This window comes from Bradyrhizobium sp. CCBAU 25338 (genome assembly GCF_028128965.1).
GTDB classification, from domain to species: Bacteria; Pseudomonadota; Alphaproteobacteria; order Rhizobiales; family Xanthobacteraceae; genus Bradyrhizobium; species Bradyrhizobium liaoningense.
In genome coordinates this window covers 504,630-522,277 of the sequence record NZ_LFKY01000040.1, presented here as the reverse complement: position 1 = coordinate 522,277, position 17,648 = coordinate 504,630, and the positions used below count along the sequence as shown (strand labels likewise).

16 protein-coding genes are annotated in these 17,648 nt (G+C 64.2%); 7 read left to right on the top strand and 9 right to left on the bottom strand.

The window, feature by feature from the left end:
- The 7 genes from ACM42_RS26950 to pncA form a co-directional block, all read right to left on the bottom strand.
- Nucleotides 1-1,638: an ABC transporter substrate-binding protein gene (locus ACM42_RS26950; protein ID WP_271530704.1), complete on the bottom strand. Its 1,638-nt coding sequence runs from the start codon at nt 1,636-1,638 to the stop codon at nt 1-3.
- 28 nt (nt 1,639-1,666) lie between these two features.
- Nucleotides 1,667-2,482, bottom strand: coding sequence for a sugar phosphate isomerase/epimerase family protein (locus ACM42_RS26945; RefSeq protein WP_271530703.1), 816 nt, complete (start codon nt 2,480-2,482; stop codon nt 1,667-1,669).
- A 454-nt stretch (nt 2,483-2,936) separates the two neighbouring features.
- Entirely contained in the window at nt 2,937-4,196 is a 1,260-nt protein-coding gene (locus ACM42_RS26940) for a DUF1236 domain-containing protein (protein ID WP_271530702.1), read from the bottom strand.
- A 106-nt stretch (nt 4,197-4,302) separates the two neighbouring features.
- Nucleotides 4,303-4,686, bottom strand: coding sequence for a GrlR family regulatory protein (locus ACM42_RS26935; protein ID WP_028181737.1), 384 nt, complete (start codon nt 4,684-4,686; stop codon nt 4,303-4,305).
- Between the two features lie 36 nt (nt 4,687-4,722).
- Nucleotides 4,723-6,756 (bottom strand): NAD(+) synthase, encoded by a 2,034-nt coding sequence (locus tag ACM42_RS26930; protein WP_271530701.1) that lies wholly within the window; start codon nt 6,754-6,756, stop codon nt 4,723-4,725.
- Between the two features lie 139 nt (nt 6,757-6,895).
- Entirely contained in the window at nt 6,896-8,011 is a 1,116-nt protein-coding gene (locus ACM42_RS26925; protein ID WP_271530700.1) for an alpha/beta fold hydrolase, read from the bottom strand.
- A 16-nt stretch (nt 8,012-8,027) separates the two neighbouring features.
- Nucleotides 8,028-8,654 carry a bifunctional nicotinamidase/pyrazinamidase gene (gene pncA / locus ACM42_RS26920; RefSeq protein ID WP_271530698.1) on the bottom strand — a complete coding sequence of 209 codons (627 nt, stop codon included), beginning with the start codon at nt 8,652-8,654 and terminating at the stop codon, nt 8,028-8,030.
- A 267-nt stretch (nt 8,655-8,921) separates the two neighbouring features.
- Between pncA and glk the strand changes: the two genes are divergently transcribed.
- Nucleotides 8,922-9,893, top strand: coding sequence for a glucokinase (gene glk / locus ACM42_RS26915; protein WP_271530697.1), 972 nt, complete (start codon nt 8,922-8,924; stop codon nt 9,891-9,893).
- 145 nt (nt 9,894-10,038) lie between these two features.
- The gene (locus tag ACM42_RS26910; RefSeq protein ID WP_194393936.1) at nt 10,039-10,242 is read left to right on the top strand and encodes a hypothetical protein; all 204 of its coding nucleotides are present in this window, start codon (nt 10,039-10,041) and stop codon (nt 10,240-10,242) included.
- 44 nt (nt 10,243-10,286) lie between these two features.
- On the opposite strand, the gene ACM42_RS26905 is transcribed toward ACM42_RS26910, so the two are convergent.
- Nucleotides 10,287-10,664: a response regulator gene (locus ACM42_RS26905; RefSeq protein ID WP_028181743.1), complete on the bottom strand. Its 378-nt coding sequence runs from the start codon at nt 10,662-10,664 to the stop codon at nt 10,287-10,289.
- Nucleotides 10,665-10,774: 110 nt separating this feature from the next.
- The gene (locus tag ACM42_RS26900) at nt 10,775-11,557 is read right to left on the bottom strand and encodes a Spy/CpxP family protein refolding chaperone (protein WP_271530696.1); all 783 of its coding nucleotides are present in this window, start codon (nt 11,555-11,557) and stop codon (nt 10,775-10,777) included.
- Nucleotides 11,558-12,036: 479 nt separating this feature from the next.
- On the opposite strand from ACM42_RS26900, the gene ACM42_RS26895 reads away from it, so the two are divergent.
- The 5 genes from ACM42_RS26895 (at nt 12,037) to ACM42_RS26875 (ending at nt 17,488) form a co-directional block, all read left to right on the top strand.
- The gene (locus ACM42_RS26895) at nt 12,037-13,377 is read left to right on the top strand and encodes an ABC transporter substrate-binding protein (protein WP_271530695.1); all 1,341 of its coding nucleotides are present in this window, start codon (nt 12,037-12,039) and stop codon (nt 13,375-13,377) included.
- A 128-nt stretch (nt 13,378-13,505) separates the two neighbouring features.
- Nucleotides 13,506-14,444, top strand: a complete 939-nt coding sequence (locus tag ACM42_RS26890) for a carbohydrate ABC transporter permease (RefSeq protein ID WP_271530694.1) — start codon at nt 13,506-13,508, stop codon at nt 14,442-14,444.
- Complete coding sequence (locus ACM42_RS26885) at nt 14,444-15,355, top strand: carbohydrate ABC transporter permease (RefSeq protein WP_028179734.1); 912 nt, start codon at nt 14,444-14,446, stop codon at nt 15,353-15,355. Before ACM42_RS26890 ends, ACM42_RS26885 begins: the two co-directional genes overlap by 1 nt.
- Before the next feature lie 6 nt (nt 15,356-15,361).
- Nucleotides 15,362-16,462 (top strand): ABC transporter ATP-binding protein, encoded by a 1,101-nt coding sequence (locus tag ACM42_RS26880; protein ID WP_271530692.1) that lies wholly within the window; start codon nt 15,362-15,364, stop codon nt 16,460-16,462.
- 36 nt (nt 16,463-16,498) lie between these two features.
- On the top strand, nt 16,499-17,488 hold the full coding sequence (locus tag ACM42_RS26875; RefSeq protein WP_271530691.1) for a hydroxyacid dehydrogenase: 990 nt from the start codon (nt 16,499-16,501) through the stop codon (nt 17,486-17,488).
- Nucleotides 17,489-17,648: the final 160 nt, after the last annotated feature.

Here is a 17,648-nt window from a genome sequence, read left to right as displayed (position 1 = left end):
TCAGGCCTCGAAATTGCCGGCGCGGAAATCCATCGCGAAGGCGGGAGATGCCTTCCACTTGATCGATTTCGGCTTGGCGGTGAAGGTCGCGTTCTGGTGCAGCACCGTGTAGGCGGGGTCTTCGCGTTCGGCGATCTCCAGCATGCGGCGGAACGCCTTCTTGCGCGCGGCGCGGTCGGTCGAGGTCTCCAGGAACTCCGAGAGCTTGTTCAGCTCGACATTGGTCCATTCGCCGATCTGCTGCTGCTGGCCGTTCGGCCCGTGCTGGGCGACCAGCGAGGACACGGGATCGTTGAACGCGGCCGAGTTCGACCAGTCGCGGACGGCGCGCGCGGGTCCACGCTCCATGATCTGCGACCAGTTCTCCTTGGTCTCGATCTGCACGTTGAGGCCGACCGACTTCCACATCTCGACCAGGATCTGCGCGGTCGCGACCTGGTTGGTGTAGTAATTGTTGAGCAGGCGATAGGGAATCGGATCGCCCTTGTAATTGGCCTGCTTGAGCAGATCCTGCGCAAGCTTGGGATCATACGCGGGCACGCTCCAGTCGGCATTGAACATGTCGCCGTAGAATTCCCACTGCAGGCCCTTCGGCACGCGGGTGCGGCCGGCCCACAGGCTGTCGACGATGGCCTGGCGGTCGATCGCATGGGTGAACGCGCGCCTCACCAGCGGATTGGCGAGCTGGGCGTGGTTCTTATCGAACACGGTCAGGCGATGATTGAGGATGGTGCCGCCCTGCACTTCGAATGCGGCGTTCTTCTCGATGCCGGCGATCTGGTCCGGCGGGATGTCGCAGGCGAACTGGTATTCGCCCGACAACAGGCCATTGATGCGGCTCGCGACTTCAGGCACTTCGAGGAAGCGGATGCGCTTGAGCGGCGGACGGCCACCCCAATATTCGTCGTGGGCTTCGAGCGTGAGCGAGACGTCGGGCTTGAGCTCGACGACCTTGTAGGGGCCGGTGGTGATCGGCTTGCGCGCCCAGTCGAGATAGCTCGCAGACTCATCCCAGGCGCGGCGGTTCATGATGTCGGAGCCGTAGCGCGACAGCCGGCCCTCGATGGTGACGTCGGGCGTCGCGTTGTAGAAGCGCACGGTGTACTTGTCGACGGCATCGACGCGCGCGAGGTCCGGCCAGATGCGGCGGGCGACGGCCGGCACATCCGGCGGCAGCTCCTTGCCGGGCCGCGGCGTCGGGATCTTCTCGAACGCCTTGATGGTGGAGCGGTTCTTGGCCTCGGTCTCGCCGAACATGCGTTCGCGGCTGAAGGTGAAGACGACGTCGTCTGCCGTCAGCTCGTCGCCATTGTGGAACTTGACGCCCTGGCGCAGCTTCACCTCGACGGTCTGATCGTCGATGCGGCGCCATTCGGTAGCAAGGCCGGGCACGGCTTCGAGATTGCCACGCCAGTTCTTGGAGATCAGGCCTTCCCAGACCGAGGAGAAGAATACGCGCTCGCCGACATTGGACTGCTCGCGCAGCACGTCGAGCACGTTCGAGTTGGTGACCTTTTGCACGGCGATCGTGACCGACGGACGGTTGTCGCCTTGCGCGATCGCAAAGCGCGGGAGCAGCAGCGTGCTCGCGGCAACGCCGCCGGATTTCAAGATGCTGCGACGGGTAAACTTGCTCATGATGATGACCCTTGCCCTGTGATGACGGTTATTCGGCGAGGCCGAGCGCGGTGAGATGGGCGGCGCCGGCGCGGACGTCGTCGTGATTGCGGAGCTCGAGGATCAACCGCGGATTTGACGTCAGACGGCCAAGGGCGCGGAACACGGCCACCCACGGGATATTGCCTTCGCCCGGCGCCCAGTGCCGGTCGGCAAAGCCGTCGGTGTCCTGGAGGTGCACGTGCGTGAGCATGTCGCCGGCGGTCTCGACGTAATAGTCGACCGGCGGCGCGCCGGTGGAGACATGCGCGTAGTTGGCGTGCCCGGTGTCGAGCGAGACGCGGACCTTGCTGCTTTCGAGCGCCCTGGCGAGACGCACGCGGTCGCGCGGATCCTTGTCCTCGATGTTCTCGATGACGATCTCGCAGCCGATGGTTTCAGCGCGCGCAATCACCTCGGCGAGCGTCGCCTTGACGCGCTCGACGATGTTGCCACGGTTGTCCGGATAAAGATCGAGATTGTTGTGGTCCCACGTCGTGAACGGCGAGTGGATCACCATCTGCGTCGCGCCGAGGAATTCGGCGGCATCCAGCCCCTGAAGCAGGCGCTTGGTCACCGCCTGGCGGATCATCGGATCGTGGCTGTCGATCTTGAAACCCCAGAACGGCCCGTGGATGCCGAGCCGGCCGGTATGGCCGGAAAGCATCTGCTTGATCTCGCCCGCCGTGCTCCGCCAATCGCTGTCGAGCAGATCGGCGCGGAAAAAATCCTGGATTTCGAGATCGCGCTGCCGTTCGAGAAGCCAGTCGCGATGCGCAGGGATCGATTTGATGGACAATGCGGCGCCCAGCACCGGCTTCGACATGGCTTGCTCCTTGACCGTCGGCGATGACGGGAGCAGCGCTAGACCAGTTCAATGACAGGCCCGTGAATGTGTCTTCGGCGGCGCTGATGAAATGTGGACATCCTCCGCATAACCAGCAGCGATGTTAGGCAGCGGTGCTGCCGTCAATGCAGGCATCTGCAGATTCCCGCAGCAGCAAGTTCGATCGTGTCCGTAGTGATCCGGATTTGAATCCTATTCAGATCTCGCGTACATCGCGCGACATCGATCGGCGGCACTTCAAGAGGCATCACCTTCTGATCGCGCACCTCGGGGTTGGGGGACCACATGGGGCGGGGGGATCTAAGGCTGGGGCAAGGTGACGAGGTCCGGACTCCTAGGCACTCCGGACCTCGAAACTTTCGACATCGAACGCAATCGCGCCGCCCGGCTGGTTTCTGCCGGGCGGCGCGTTGTCGTTTCAGCGTCGTCGCAGTCAGCGCGTCTGCGGCTCGATCGTCACCGTGCAGTCGCCCTGCCCTTGCGTTGCGACCACGATGTTGCCCGCGGAAGCTCCGAGCGCGATCGGCGCGGACGAGCCGCCGTCGGGCATCTGGACCGTCACGCTCAAGGACTCGGTGCGCGCAGTCGAGCCAACGGTCGAGGGTTCCGCTTGGGCGACATTGCCCGACGCGTCACGCCGCATGATCTGGCAGTTCAAAGTGCTTCCGCCGGCCGCCGCCATGCTCGACGAGGCGCTGCCGCCCATTTGTGCACGCGCCCGCGACGGATCGCGGGGCACCTGGCTGACGATGCGATGCGTCCGGGGCTCGACAATGACCACCTCGTCATCCGTTGCGAAATATTCGTAGTCCCGATATTCGGGCTCGATCGAGATGATCTCGGGCGGCAGCCGGTGGAGACGCACGCGCGGCGGAATCGTCTCGCCGATCCGGATCGAGATGTTCAGATTGCGCTCCGGCTGCGCGAGGCGCGTGCGGCTCATCGTTTCGGAGATCCGCACCTGCTTCTCAGTCGTCACCTGGGCCTGCGGATTGACCTGCGTGGTGGTCTGGGTGGTTTGATTGGTCTGCGTGCCCGGAGCGCTGGGCGTGGTCTGCGCATTGTTGGCCGGAGCCGTCCGGTTCGTATCGGTCGCAGTGGCCGGCCGGTTGGTCTGCTGCGCCGGCGACTGTTGCTCGGCGGCATTGCGCGGCGGCTGAGCCTGGTTGCGCTCGTTCTGGTTGGCCGCGGCCCCGGTACGCTCGTTCTGCTGGCCAGTTGGGGCGGTCCTGGACCTCTCGGACTCGGCCGTTGATTTCTGCGGCGCTGACTTGTCCTGCTTCGTCTCCGCGCTGCTCTTGCCGCTGTCGCGACCCGGCTTCGCGCTCTCAGCCTCGCGGTTGCGATCGCGTGAAGGTTCGCGAGAGTCTCGTGCCTGATCCTTCGCCTTCGGTTGATCGCGCTCGGCAGAAGGGGCCGGCTGGCGCTTGTCGTCGTCGGCCTCGCGCTTCGCCGCGCCGCCCTTGTCCTCGCGTCCCGCTCCCTGCAGTCTCTCTTGAGCGCCCTGCGCGCGCTCTTGAACGCGCTCTTGAGCGCCTTGGGCCGCGCCACCGCGCTGCGGCGCGGCGCCTTTCGCGGGTTCCTCGGTTCGTTTCGGCTCGTCCCTTCGCTCACCGGGCGCCTGAGCGTAGGCGAATCCGGATGCGAGCATGAGTCCGATGGTCGCAGTCGATAGCATCAAGTGTTTACGCATGGTCCCTCTCCTCAACAATTCGCAACAACAGACGCGAACGTTCTGTCCTTGCGAAGGTTCCTGAGTGGGAACGTAGCGTTTCACCAGCGAGCCGATCAGGCCGCGCTCACATCGCATCCTTGAGAGTCAGTCGCGCCGTAAACGTCACGCTGGTCTTGCCGACCAGTGCCATGCCTTCGACTTCCGCACCGCCGGGAAAATAGTCGCCGGAAAAGCCGCAGGTGACCTCCCTGCCGCCGAATGCGAGCGTCCTGCCGACCGCCTCGGTGTGCTGGTTGACGGTCATGTCGCCACGCCACTTGCCGTTCCGGAAGGTGTAGCTGCCGGTGTAGTAAAAGTAGCTGTCGCCGCCCATGATGCGGCCCTCGCAGAGCACGACCACGCCTCTCGCCCGCCCGCGCTTGCCATCACGCATTTCGATGTCGAAGATGTAGAGGCCGTTGGTGACCTTGGCCTCCTCGCTCGTTTGCGCCCCATCTCCGGCCGACATCGATCGTCTCCCAACAATGCCGATCGGCCGCGCCGATCAGTTCGGCACGTTCCGTTCGAGATCCTCGAGCCAAGCGGCCGCACTCGAATCCGACGGCGCACGCCAGTCGCCGCGCGGCGACAGCGAGCCGCCGGCCGAGACCTTCGGCCCGTTCGGCATGGCCGAGCGCTTGAACTGGCTGAACGCGAAGAAGCGGCGCAGGAACACTTCCAGCCAGCGGCGGATCTCGGGCAGATCATAGGCCTTGCGCCGATCATTCGGGAATGCTGGCGGCCACTCGCCCTTGGCGACGTCCTTCCACGCCTGGAAAGCCATGAAGGCGATCTTGGACGGCCGCATGCCGAAGCGCAGCGTGTAGAACAGGTTGAAATCCTGCAGCTCGTAAGGCCCGACGGACGCTTCCGTGCTCTGCGGTTTCTCGCCGGGCTGCACCGGCACCAGCTCGGGCGATATTTCAGCGGTCAGGATCGAGCCAAGCGTCCGATTGACGTCGTCGCTGAATTGCCTGGACGAGATGACCCAGCGGATCAGGTGCTGGATCAGCGTCTTCGGCACGCCCGCATTGACGTTGTAGTGCGCCATCTGGTCGCCGACACCATAGGTGCACCAGCCCAGCGCGAGTTCGGAGAGATCGCCGGTTCCGATGACGATGCCGCCGTGATGGTTGGCGAGCCGGAACAAGTAATCCGTCCGCAGGCCCGCCTGCACGTTCTCGAAGGTGACGTCGTAAACCTTCTCGCCCTTGCCGAAGGGATGACCGATGTCCTTCAGCATCTGGGTTGCGGTGGTGCGGATGTCGAGCTCCTGCCAGCTCGTCCGCAACGCCTGCATCAGCGCCAGCGCATGGGTCTTGCTCTCGCTGCCGGTGGCAAAGCCCGGCATGGTGTAGGCCAGGATGTTTTCGCGCGGCAGGCCGAGCAGGTCGATCGCCTTGGCGGCGACGATCAGTGCATGGGTGGAATCGAGCCCGCCGGATACGCCGATCACGACGCGCCTGGTGCCGGTCGCGCGCATGCGCTGCACCAGCCCGGCGACCTGGATGTTGTAGGCCTCGTAGCAATCCTGCTCGAGCAGGCTCTCGTCGCTCGGCACGAACGGAAAGCGCTCGACCTTGCGCAGGAAGCCGATGTCAGCGGCTGGCGGCTTCAGCGCGAATGTCACCTTGCGGTAAAAGGCCTCGCGCTGCCGCCGGTTGTCGTCGAACGTTCCCATCAACGCGCGTTCCTGCCTGAGCAGGTCGAGATCGACGTCGGCCAGCGTGATCTGCCCGCCCTGCCGGAAGCGCTCGCCCTCGGCCAGCAGCACGCCATTCTCGTAGATCGAGGTCTGGCCGTCCCAGGCGAGATCCGTGGTCGATTCCCCTGCCCCGGCGGCCGCATAGACGTAAGCCGCGAGGCAGCGCGCCGACGTCGATTGGCACAGCAGCGCGCGCGAGCGCGCCCGGCCGATCGTGATCGGGCTCCCGGAAAGATTGATCAGAACACTCGCACCCGCGAGCGCGAGCTCCGAAGCCGGCGTCACCGGGATCCACATGTCCTCGCAGATCTCGACGCCGATGGTGAGGCCCGCAACGTCCTCGGCGGCGAACAGGAGATCCACGCCGAAGGGGGCCTGCAGGCCGCCGAAGGCGATCGTCTCGCCGGCGATGCCGGCGCCGGAGGCGAAATGCCGTCCCTCGTAGAACTCGCGGTAGGTCGGCAGGTAGGATTTCGGCACCACGCCGAGGACGTTGCCGCGATGGATGACGACAGCGCAGTTGTAGATGCGATGACCAAAGCGCAGCGGCGCCCCGACGATCAGGACCGTCATCAGCCCCGCGGAGGCCTCAACGACCGCGACGAGCCCGCGCTCGACGGCATCGAGCAGCGGATCCTGCTTGACCAGGTCCTCGATCGCATAGCCGGACAGGCACAGCTCGGGAAAAACCGCGACCGCCGCCGACTGCTCGTGGCAGGCATCTGCCGCCGCCAGGACAGCCTTGGCGTTGGCCGTGGGATCGGCGACATGGGACGTGGTGACACAGGCCGCCACGCGCGCAAATCCGTGAGCGTAGATCGAGTGGAAAGTCATCGAGCGCAGTACCCTTAAATCCATCCGCTGCCGAAGCCGTCAGCTCCGGATCATATGTAGCCCATCGACCGGGTCCCGTGCGAGCCATCCGCCGGCATGCATAACGGACTTGCAGGGCGGCCCGCCCAGCGCCGGCGACTTAGGCGCTGCGGGCCAGCACGCCGGGCAGATCGTCACGCAGCCACCCGGCGATCCGGCGCCAGACATGCGCGTGGGTGCGCGCGCCCATGAACAGTCCGAGATGATTGCTCGGCTCGGAAGCTGCCGCAATGAAAGCGGGCGGCGTACCGACAAGCCCGGCGGTGGCGAGCGCTTGCGTCGCCGGCACCACATCGTCGTCGAGTCCGGCGAGCAGGAAGATCGGCGCCACGACGTCCTTCAGATGAATCTGGCGGCCGAGCGCGACGAAACTGCCTCCGGCAATCCGGTTCTCCCGGAAAATACCGTTGACGATCTCGAGATAGTAAGTGCCCGGCAGATTGAGCGTCTCGGCGTTCCAGCGGTCGAAGCGCGCGAGCAGCGCGGTGCCCTGCTCGTCCGACAGATCCCGCTGCAATGCCGCGACGATATCGTCGCGGCTCGGCGCCTTGGACCAGAAGCGCAACATCTCCTCACCGCTGACATTGCCGCCGCCGCGCGAGACGAGCTGGTCGTAGACCTGCTCGGGCGCGTTGCGGGCGAGGCGGGAGAGCGAGGAATCAATCGACAAGTCCACGGGAGCACCGACCAGCACCAGCCGCCGCACCTTGGCTGGAAAGCGCGCCGCGTAGAGCAGCGACAGCCATCCGCCCTGGCAAAGGCCGACGAGATCGACCGGCGCACCGATCTCGTCGATGGCGACGTTGAGATCGGCGAGATAGCTGTCGATCGAGAGGTAGCGCATGCTCGGGGTGGCCGACCGCCAGTCGGTGACATAGACCCTGTCGACACCGCCCTCTTGCAGCGACTGCACCACGCTATGGCCCGGCGCGAAATCGGCGATCAGGGCCCGATGCAGCGCATAGGGGGCGCAGACCAGCGCCGGCTGGCCGGACCGGGTCCGCGAGCAATCGCGCAGCTGCATCGTTGCGAGCTCCAAGGCAACGCTGTTGGGCGTCGTCCATGGCAGGCTGCTCTCACCCTGCTTCGCGGGCCCGCGCTCCAGCCACCAGAAGCAGGCATCCATGGCGAGCTGCGCCGCCGCAAACGGCCACAGCCGTGGATCGTCAGGGGCATGCCCTGGTCCGCGTGGCTGTTTGGCGCTCCTCTCCACCATGGCTACCTCAATATCCTCACAGGAACGCCTCGAGGCTGACGACAGCGATACCGAGGTCCCTGAAACTCTGATGGGTCGCGGCCACCGAGCCGTCGAGATCGATGCCGCGGCAGGCATCCTCGATGACGGCCACCTCCAACCCCGCCTTTCGCGCATCCTCCGCCGAGAAGCGGACGCAGAAGTCCAGCGCCAGACCGGCGACGAAGACGGTCTTCAGTTCGCGCTCGCGCAAATAACCGAGCAGTCCGGTCGGCGTTCGATGATCGTTCTCGAACAGCGCCGAATAGGAATCGATGCCACGGCGAAAGCCCTTGCGCACCACGAGGCCTGCCCGCGTCACGTCGAGATCGCGATGAAATTCAGCGCCCGCCGTGCCTTGCACGCAATGCGCCGGCCATAGCACCTGCGTGCCATAGTCGAGCTCGATGGTCTGGAACGGCTGCTTGCCCGCATGGTTCGACGCGAACGAGACGTGGTCACTCGGATGCCAGTCCTGGGTCAGCACCACATTGGTGAATTTTTGGGCGATCCGATTGATGGCAGGGACGACCTTCTCGCCACTGGGAACGGCGAGCGCTCCGCCGGTACAGAAGTCGTTCTGTACGTCGATCACCAGCAACACGTCGCGGTCGGAAATCTTCATTGCAAGGCCCCACTCGATCCGCCCGGCGTCAGGCGCCGGACGCTCCTTCCCAATGTCGATCTTCCGGCGCAGCTTAGCAACCACCGACCGCGTGCGGCGATACCGCGCTGACGGCCGGGATTTGGCTAGAATGCAACGGTTTGACCTTGTCCGTGTTGACTAGGAACAACCAAGCGAGGATTCTCAGACCGTCCGCGGTTTGCGGATCGGATCAGGAACGGAGGCAAAGGTTCCCGAGGGCCGCAAGGCCGCGGAAGCCGCAGGGCTATGGGCATCGGCAAGACAGGAACCATTCTTCTCGCCGATATCGGCGGCACCAATGCGCGCTTCGCGCTGAGCCGGAACGATCAGACCGGACCGATCGACTACGTGAAGGTCGCTGACTTCCCGACCGTACGGGAAGCCATCGCGGATGTCCTGGCGCGCCGGGCAGGCGGCGAGCAGCTCCAAAGAGCGGTGCTGGCCGTGGCCGGTCCCGTCACCAACAACCGCTGCGTCATGACCAACAGCCCCTGGGTCATCGACGGCAACGAGCTGCAGCCCGCGCTCGGCTTCGACAGCGTGCACGTGCTGAACGACTTCGAGGTGGTGGCCTGGTCCCTGCCCGCATTGCAGCCTGCCGATCTGGTCCCGCTCGGCGGAGGCGATGGCCTGCCCGGAGAGCCGTTGCTGGTCGTCGGGCCCGGAACTGGCTTTGGTGTCTCCTGTCTGATCGAACGCCATGGTTCGCGACTGGCCGTCGTCACGGAGGCCGGACATGCGACCCTGCCGGCGGAGAACGAGCGCGAGGAACGCGTGATCGCCTGCTTGCGCCGGCGCCTCGGCCATGTCTCCATCGAACGTGGCGCCCTCTCGGGCTCCGGACTGCAGAACCTCTATGAAGCCTTGGGCGAGATCGACGGCGTCCAGGTGCCGCATCGCGATGCCGCCGCCATCACCAAGGCTGCGCTGGAGGGCAGCTGTCCCGTCAGCCGCGCGACGCTGGAGATGTTTTGCGCCATCCTTGGCTCGGTTGCCGGCAATCTCGCGGTGACCTTCGGCGCGCGCGGCGGGGTCTATATCGCCGGCGGAATCGTGCCGCGCTTTCGCGAGTTCCTCGCGGCCTCCGCGTTCCGGGCGCGCTTTGAAGCCAAGGGACGTTTCCAGGACTATCTGCGCGACATCCCGACCCGGCTGGTGATCAAGCCCGATGCGAGCTTCGTCGGCCTGAAGATGTTTGCCGACCACACTGCGGATTGACGGACGATCATGCTCCGCTGCCGGCGTGTTCCAGTAATTCACAGATGATTCAGCACGCGCCCGGTTCCAGGCAGGAACGCGCTTGCGTGCATGTTTCAGATGCGAAACAATCTCCCCGTGTGTGGCGTAGTTGCGGGGGCGTGACATGCGTAAGCAGGATCTGGGTTTCGACTATCACCGCTATCACCGTCTGCTGAGCGAAGCGGACAGCGAAGACAAGCGGTTGGCCCTGATCGAACTCCTGATCGAGGAAAAGGCGCGCGACCGGCTGGCTGCTCAGCGCGCGTCGGATCGCGCTGCCATGACGGCCCACACCATTGCCAGGGTGCTGAGGAACGGTCGCAACTGAGCCGGCTGATTCACCCTGCGGCCGTGCGCGTCGGGCGTGATCGGTCAGCCCTGAGTTTTGGTTGACGGCCCGGGAAACATCGAATCGATCATCGCCTTGAGCTGATCCATTGCGATCGGCTTGCGCAGGATCGGCCTGCGCCGGAGCAAGGACGGCAGCAGTTCCGGACCGTAGCCTGTGGCGAACAGAAACGGCTTTCCGCGACGCTCGATCAGGTCGGCGACGGGATCGACGTAGACGCCCATGAGATTGATGTCGAGGATGGCCATGTCGTATTGCGCGGTCATGGCAAAGGCGCTGGCGTCGCGCACATTGTCCGCTTCCGCGACGACGTGGTGGCCGAGTTCCGCCACCATGTCGGCCATCATCATCCGGATCAACGCCTCGTCTTCGACCAGGAAAACGGAGAGTCCGTCCGCCATATCAACCCCGCAGTCAGCTTACGAAGCTAACCATAACCGAATTGCGGGGAGGATTCACGAATTCGTGGCAGGGCCGTTAATTCAGCCCCGCCCGGACCGATTCAACTTGATCAGTCCAGTCCACGCTCGTGACTGAGGCGCACCATCTCCTGAATGAAAACCTGCCTCTGCTTGTCGTCGAGGCTCGAATAAAGCGGCTCGGCGGCGTCGGCAACGTTGCGCTGGTCGGCGGCGCGATCAATCAGGAACTGGGCCTCGTTGCGCATCTGCTCGATGATGTCGTCGGGCGGATCCCGCTTGGCGCGCGCAACCCTCAGGTTGAGCCGCTCTGCACCATTATGCCCGAGGTAGTGCATCGCGCTCGAGAAGCCGTACCAGTGCTTCTCCTGTTCCGGCGTGAGGTTCAGCTGGGTCTTGATCCGCTCGATGTAGGAATCGCTGTTGGCGACGATCTGTTCGGCGGTCAGCTGCGGCGTGCCGGGCTGGGTGAGAACCGTGACGTCCTTGTTGCCCTTGTCCTGCGGCGCGTTCTTCGCCTCCTTGGTCGCCTTGGCGCCCTTGCCCGGCTTGGCGCTCTTGGCATCCTTGTCCTTGGCTGCGCCTTGCTGCTTGGCGTCCTTGCTGGACTCCTTGGCGGCCGGCGGAGGATTGCCGCCGTTGTTGCCGACACCGAGCACGCCCGTGAAGACGCCAACCACGCCGCCGATTGCGCCACCGAGCACGCCACCGACCGGACCTGCCGCCTTGTTCCCGGCCGCAGCGCCTTCCTGAACGCCTTTGACCAATCCCTGAGCATTCGCCCCCGTCGCTGCGCCGAGCAACAGCGCGAGCATGGACCCCAGCGCGAGGCATCGTCGCAGGTAAGGCCGCGCTGGCGGCGCCGCATTGATCATTCTCGTCTCCATCGTCGATCCAATTGGTCTTGGCGGGCGGAAGCAAACCATCAGCCGAACTCTATCGTTTCCAGCGCTTTGCGGTCCAGACACAGCCGAGTGCTGTCCACGCCGGAAAAGTCTTTCGCGCGAAGCGGTTATGCAGGCTCATTCGAAACTGCGGCGTAATTGCGCAACGGATCGTTCCGGGTCGGTCTGTGCGCTGTGTGCGTCGCAAAATGTGTGCTCGCGGTTCACATTCGACGCATGGTTCTGACATGCAGCGACGCGCGTCCTGGGCACAACGTTAGTTTTAGACGAGGAGCCGCTCGGCTTTCTCGACAGACGCAATCAATCATGATCTGATCGCGCTACCAATTTGCTCCGGGCGGCGTGAATTTTCGCGTCGGCCGCCGGCATCAATAAGAAAATTCGAAAACAAGAAACTCAAAAGTCTCTCAGAGGAAACTCCAACAACAACACCCAGGCGAGGAAACGAGATGTCACGCAAGACACTGACGCGACGTCAATTTGTGGCTGCCACTGCAATGTCCTCCGCGGCGCTGATCACGGCGCCCTACGTCCGGGGCGCTTACGCCGCCGGCAAGCTCTCGATCGGCTTCTGGGACCATTGGGTTCCGGGCGCCAACAAGGCCTCTACCGATCTGGTCAACGAATGGGCCGCGAAGGAGAAGGTCGAAGTCTCCATCGACTACATCACCAGCAACAACAAGAAGCTCGAACTGACGGTCGCCGCCGAAGCGCAGGCTAAATCCGGCCACGATATTCTCCAGATGCCGACCTGGTGGCCGCATGCCTATGCGGACAACCTCGAGCCGGTCAATGACGTGATGGCGCCGATTATCAAGCAGAACGGCGAGGTCAACGACACGGTCAAATATCTGGGCCAGGCCGGCGGCAAATGGCTGGCTATCCCGGCGACCGTCGGCAGCCAGATCAAGGGCCCATGCTCACGGATCGACCTGATGAAGAAGCATGCCGGCATCGACGTGCAGGAGATGTACCCGGTCGGCGCACCGCCAAAGGTGGACAATTGGACGATGGAGACCTTCCTAAAGGCCGCCGAAGCCTGCCACAAGGCCGGCTTTGCGTTCGGCATCGGTCTCGGCGAGACCACCGACAGCGTCGATACCGCCGGCGCGATCTTCAGCTCGTTCGGTGCGGACCTCGTCAACGCCAAGGGCGACGTCACGGTGAAGACCGATGCGGTTCGTCAGGCGCTCGAGTTCTACAAGAAGCTGATTGCCGTCCTGCCGCCTGACGCGGCGTCGTGGGACGATGCGTCCAACAACAAATGGCTGATCTCGGGCCGCGGGGCGATGATCCTGAACCCGCCGAGTTCCTGGGCGGTCGCCAAGCGCGACGCGCCGCAAGTGGCCGAGCAATGCTGGACCCACGGCTTCCCGTCCGGACCGAAAGGGCGTTTCGCGCCCTTCCTGCCATACTTCTGGGGCGTCTGGAGCTTCGGCAAGAACAAGGAGGCCGCCAAGAGCCTGCTCGTTCATCTGTCGCAGCCGTCATCGATCGAAAAATTCGTCGCGGCGAGCGGCGGCTACGATCTTCCGGCATTCGCCAACATGACAAAGCTCAAGACATGGGCCGAGGAAGGGCCACCGAAGGGCACGCTCTTTCACTATCCCGATCCCTACAAGCACCAGACGATGTCGATCGCGGCGGCTCCGGCACCGCCGAAGATCGCACAGCAGATCTACTCGCAGGCGACGTTGACCAAATTGGCGCTGCGTTATGCGCGGGGCGAGACCATGGAGCAGGCGCTCGCCTGGGCCGAAGGCGAGTGCGAAGGCTTCATGCGGAGCTGATGCCTGTGCGTCACGGCGGCTCACGTGCCTGGGTGTGAGCCGCCGATGATTCCGCCCGTCCCCTTGTCGGGGGAAGCCGGTCGATGCGGCCGGCCTCCCCGTTGAATCTTCCGTAAGAAAGTTTGACCATGGCCGATGTCGTCGTTGAGCAGGGTCGCTCCGTCCGCGCCGCGAGCCCGCGCAAACGCACCAGCTTACACAACGCGCTCAGGCGGAAGTCGACGGTGGCGTTCTTCCTGACGCTTCCGCTGATTCTCCTGATCGCGCTGCTGGTGCTCTATCCAGCCTTCTACTCCGCGCATCTCGCGATGCTGAACAAGTCGATGCAGAAGTTCGTCGGCTTGAGCAACTTCACGTTCCTCTTCAAGCGCGACACGTTCTGGATGGTCGTAAGGCAGTCCTGCATCTTCGCCATCACCGCGGTGTTCTTCAAGGCGTTGCTGGGCTTCATCGTCGCTCATTTCGTCCACAACCTGCCGGCCAAGGGCCAGCGCAAATGGCGCGGCATGCTGCTGGTGCCGTGGGTGATCCCGCCCGCCATGAGCACGCTGGCCTGGCTGTGGCTGTTCGACCCCTCCTACAGCGCCTTCAACTACACGCTGTCCTTCTTCGGTATCGGCCCGATCCCCTGGCTTGGTGACACCTTCTGGGCGCGCTTCTCGGTCATCCTCGTCAACGTCTGGTACGGCGCACCGTTCTTCATGATCATGTACCTGGCGGCGCTGAAATCTGTGCCGGACCAGCTCTACGAGGCGGCCGCCATCGACGGCGCCAATTGGTGGCAGCGGATCTGGTACGTGACGTTGCCGATGATGCGCAACATCATCGCCATCACGACGCTGTTCTCGTTGATCGTGACCTTCGCCAATTTCGACATCGTGCGCATCCTGACCTCGGGCGGCCCGCTGGACTCCACGCACATATTCGCGACGTGGGCGTTCCAGGTCGGCATTCAAAGCAGCGACATTCCGCTGGGCGCCTGCGTTTCGCTGTTCATGGTGCCGATCCTCGCAGTCGCGGCAATCTTCATTCTGCGCGACGTCAACAAACGTGGGAACGAAGCCTGATGAGCACGCTTGCAATCGACAAGGGCGGCCCCACGCGCAAGGTCAAATACCGGAGCATGAGCCGGGATCGCACCTGGGCGCTGCGCTGGTCCTACTTCTTCCTGGTGCTGTTCGCGATATTCTCGCTCACTCCGCCGATCTACATGCTGATCACCTCGCTCAAGAGCAGCGCGGAGATTTCGGCGGCGACCAATCCCTGGTGGGTGTTTCATCCCACCCTGTCCAACTATGTCGAGCTTCTGACCTCGAACCAGTTTCTGCGCTTCTTCTGGAATTCCGCCATCGTCTCCATCGTGGTCGTGATGGTCACCATGCTGATCAGCATCCCCGCGGCATTCGCGCTGGCGCGGATGAAGTTCTGGGGCTCGACGACGCTCGCGACCGGCGTGTTCCTCACCTACCTCATTCCGGACAGCCTCCTCTTCATTCCGCTGTTCAAGATGCTCGCGGTGGTCCAGGACCTGACTGGCATCACGCTGCTCAACCGATGGTACGTGCTGCTGTTCATCTATCCGACGCTGACCGTGCCGTTCTGCACCTGGATCATGATCGGCTATTTCGCCTCCATTCCGAAGGAGCTGGACGAGGCCGCTCTCATCGACGGCGCCTCCTGGCTGCAGACCCTGACGCGGATATTCATCCCGGTCGCCCTGCCCGGGCTGATCGCGGCGACCATCTTCGCGTTCACGGTGTCCTGGGCGCAGTTCCTCTATCCCCTGGTGTTCACGACGTCGGTCGATCAGCTCGTGCTGCCGGTCGGCATCACCACCACGCTGATCAAGGGCGACGTCTTCAACTGGGGGCAGATCATGACCGGCGCGCTGCTGGGCGCCGCGCCGCCGCTGATCATCTACGCCTTCCTGATGGACTATTACATTGCCGGCCTGACCGCCGGCGCGACAAAGGGTTGATGGCTCATGGCTGAAGTTGCTTTGCGGAAGGTAGTCAAGCGTTACGACGATGTCGAAGCCGTGCGCGGCATCGATCTCGACATCGCCGACCACGAGTTCATCGTGCTGGTCGGCCCGTCCGGCTGCGGCAAGTCGACGACGCTGCGCATGATCGCAGGCCTCGAGGACATCAGCGACGGCGACATCATGATCGGCGGCGACGTCGTCAACGACGTGCCGCCGAAGGACCGCGACATCGCGATGGTGTTCCAGAACTATGCGCTCTATCCGCACATGACGGTCGCCGAGAACATGTCGTTCGGGCTGCGTCTGAAGCACTATCCCAAGGCCGAGATCAAGGCGCGGGTGACGGAAGCCGCGCGCCTCCTCGACATCACCGACCTGATCGACCGCAAGCCGAAGCAGCTCTCCGGCGGCCAGCGCCAGCGCGTCGCGATGGGGCGGGCCATCGTGCGCAATCCGAAGGTGTTCCTGTTCGACGAGCCGCTGTCCAATCTCGACGCCAAGCTGCGCGTGCAGATGCGGATCGAGATCAAGAAGGTGCACCAGAAGGTGCGCACCACCACGGTCTACGTCACCCACGACCAGGTCGAGGCGATGACGCTGGCCGATCGCGTGGTGGTGATGAACAAGGGCCGGATCGAGCAGATCGGCACGCCGAACGAGCTCTACCACAAGCCGGCGACGCGCTTCGTCGCGGGCTTCATCGGCTCGCCGGCGATGAACTTCATTCCGTGCCGGCTCGAGGATGTCGGCGGCACGCTCCAGATCCGCCTCACCGACCGCATCGCTTTCCCGCTGCCGCCGGCCCGCGCCGCACGTTACAACGCGCTGCCGCGCACCGACAAGCTGCTGCTGGGCCTCCGGCCCGAGCATCTCACCGAGTCGCATGCGCATCTGGAGCCCGGCGTCGAGACCTTCGACACCGTGCTCGACGTCACCGAGCCGATGGGAATGGAGACGCTGGTCTATTTCGGGCTCGAGGGCACGCCGGTCTGCGGCCGCGTCAATCCCAATGCCGGCGCCAAGGACGGGGCACCCATGCGCCTGGCGATGGACCTCAACAACATGCACCTGCTAAATGAAGAAACCGGCGTCGTGTTGTGACGCCGGCTTAAGAAACGCGAGGCAGGCAGGGGAGCGATGGCGACCAACAAGAAGAAGATATTCGTTACACAAACTTTGTCGCAAGGGGCACGCGCCCTCCTCACCCAGCGGGACGATATCGAGCTCGTCGAGTTTGCGAACCTGATCTCGGCGAAGGACTTCGAGGCCTTGTTGAAGAGCCATGCCCCCGTCCACGGCGTGGCCCTCGGCGCCACCGCCTTCGGCGAGACCGAGCTCGAAGCAGCCAGGGACATGAAGGTGGTGACCCGCATCGGCGTCGGCTACGACGCCGTCGACGTGCCCGCCCTCTCCCGCCGCAAGGTGCCGTTGATGGTCGCCGGCAGTGCGAACTCGCCCTCGGTCGCGGAAGCGGCGCTGTTCATGATGCTGACGCTGGCCAAGCGCGCGCAGGAGATGCACGCCTGTGTCAGGGACGGCAAATGGGCCGACCGGCTCGGCATGCTGCCGTTCGATCTCTACGGCAAGACCGTGCTGATCATCGGCTTCGGCCGCATCGGCAGTCGCACCGCCAAGCGCTGCCTGGCGATGGAAATGACGGTGCAGGTCTACGATCCCTTCAAGGGAGCCGCCGAGATCAAGGCGGCCGGATGCGAGCCGGTGCCTGACCTCGACGCCGCGCTGCCAAACGCCGATTTCGTCACGATCCACTGTCCGAAGACGCCGGAAACCGTCGGCCTGTTCGACGCGGCGCGGATCGGCCGGATGAAGCCGAAATCCTACCTCATCAACACCGCGCGCGGCGGCATCGTGAAGGAGGCTGCGCTGTACGACGCCCTGGTCTCCGGCAAGCTCGCCGGCGCCGGCATCGACGTGTTCGAGGTGGAGCCGCCGCCGGTCAGCAACGCGCTGTTCGCGCTGCCCAACGTCATCGTCGCCCCGCATGTCGCGGGCGTGACGGTCGAGGCTGTCCAGCGCATGAGCGAGCAGACCGCGCGCAACATCCTGAGTGTGCTCGACGGCGATCCGATCAGGCAGAACGTGATCAACCAGGACGTGCTGGGCTGAGGCAAACCCCGGGGCGGGCGCCGGATGCGCCCGCCTTCGGGCCGCCAGAAAGCGTCCCATTTTGGTGCAGATCGAGCCCCAACTCAGCCTTAATCAAACGCGCGTAATAAGGCCTGCCGCGGCGGCAGTGGGACAGATTGGCCGGCCGCGTCGAGCTGGA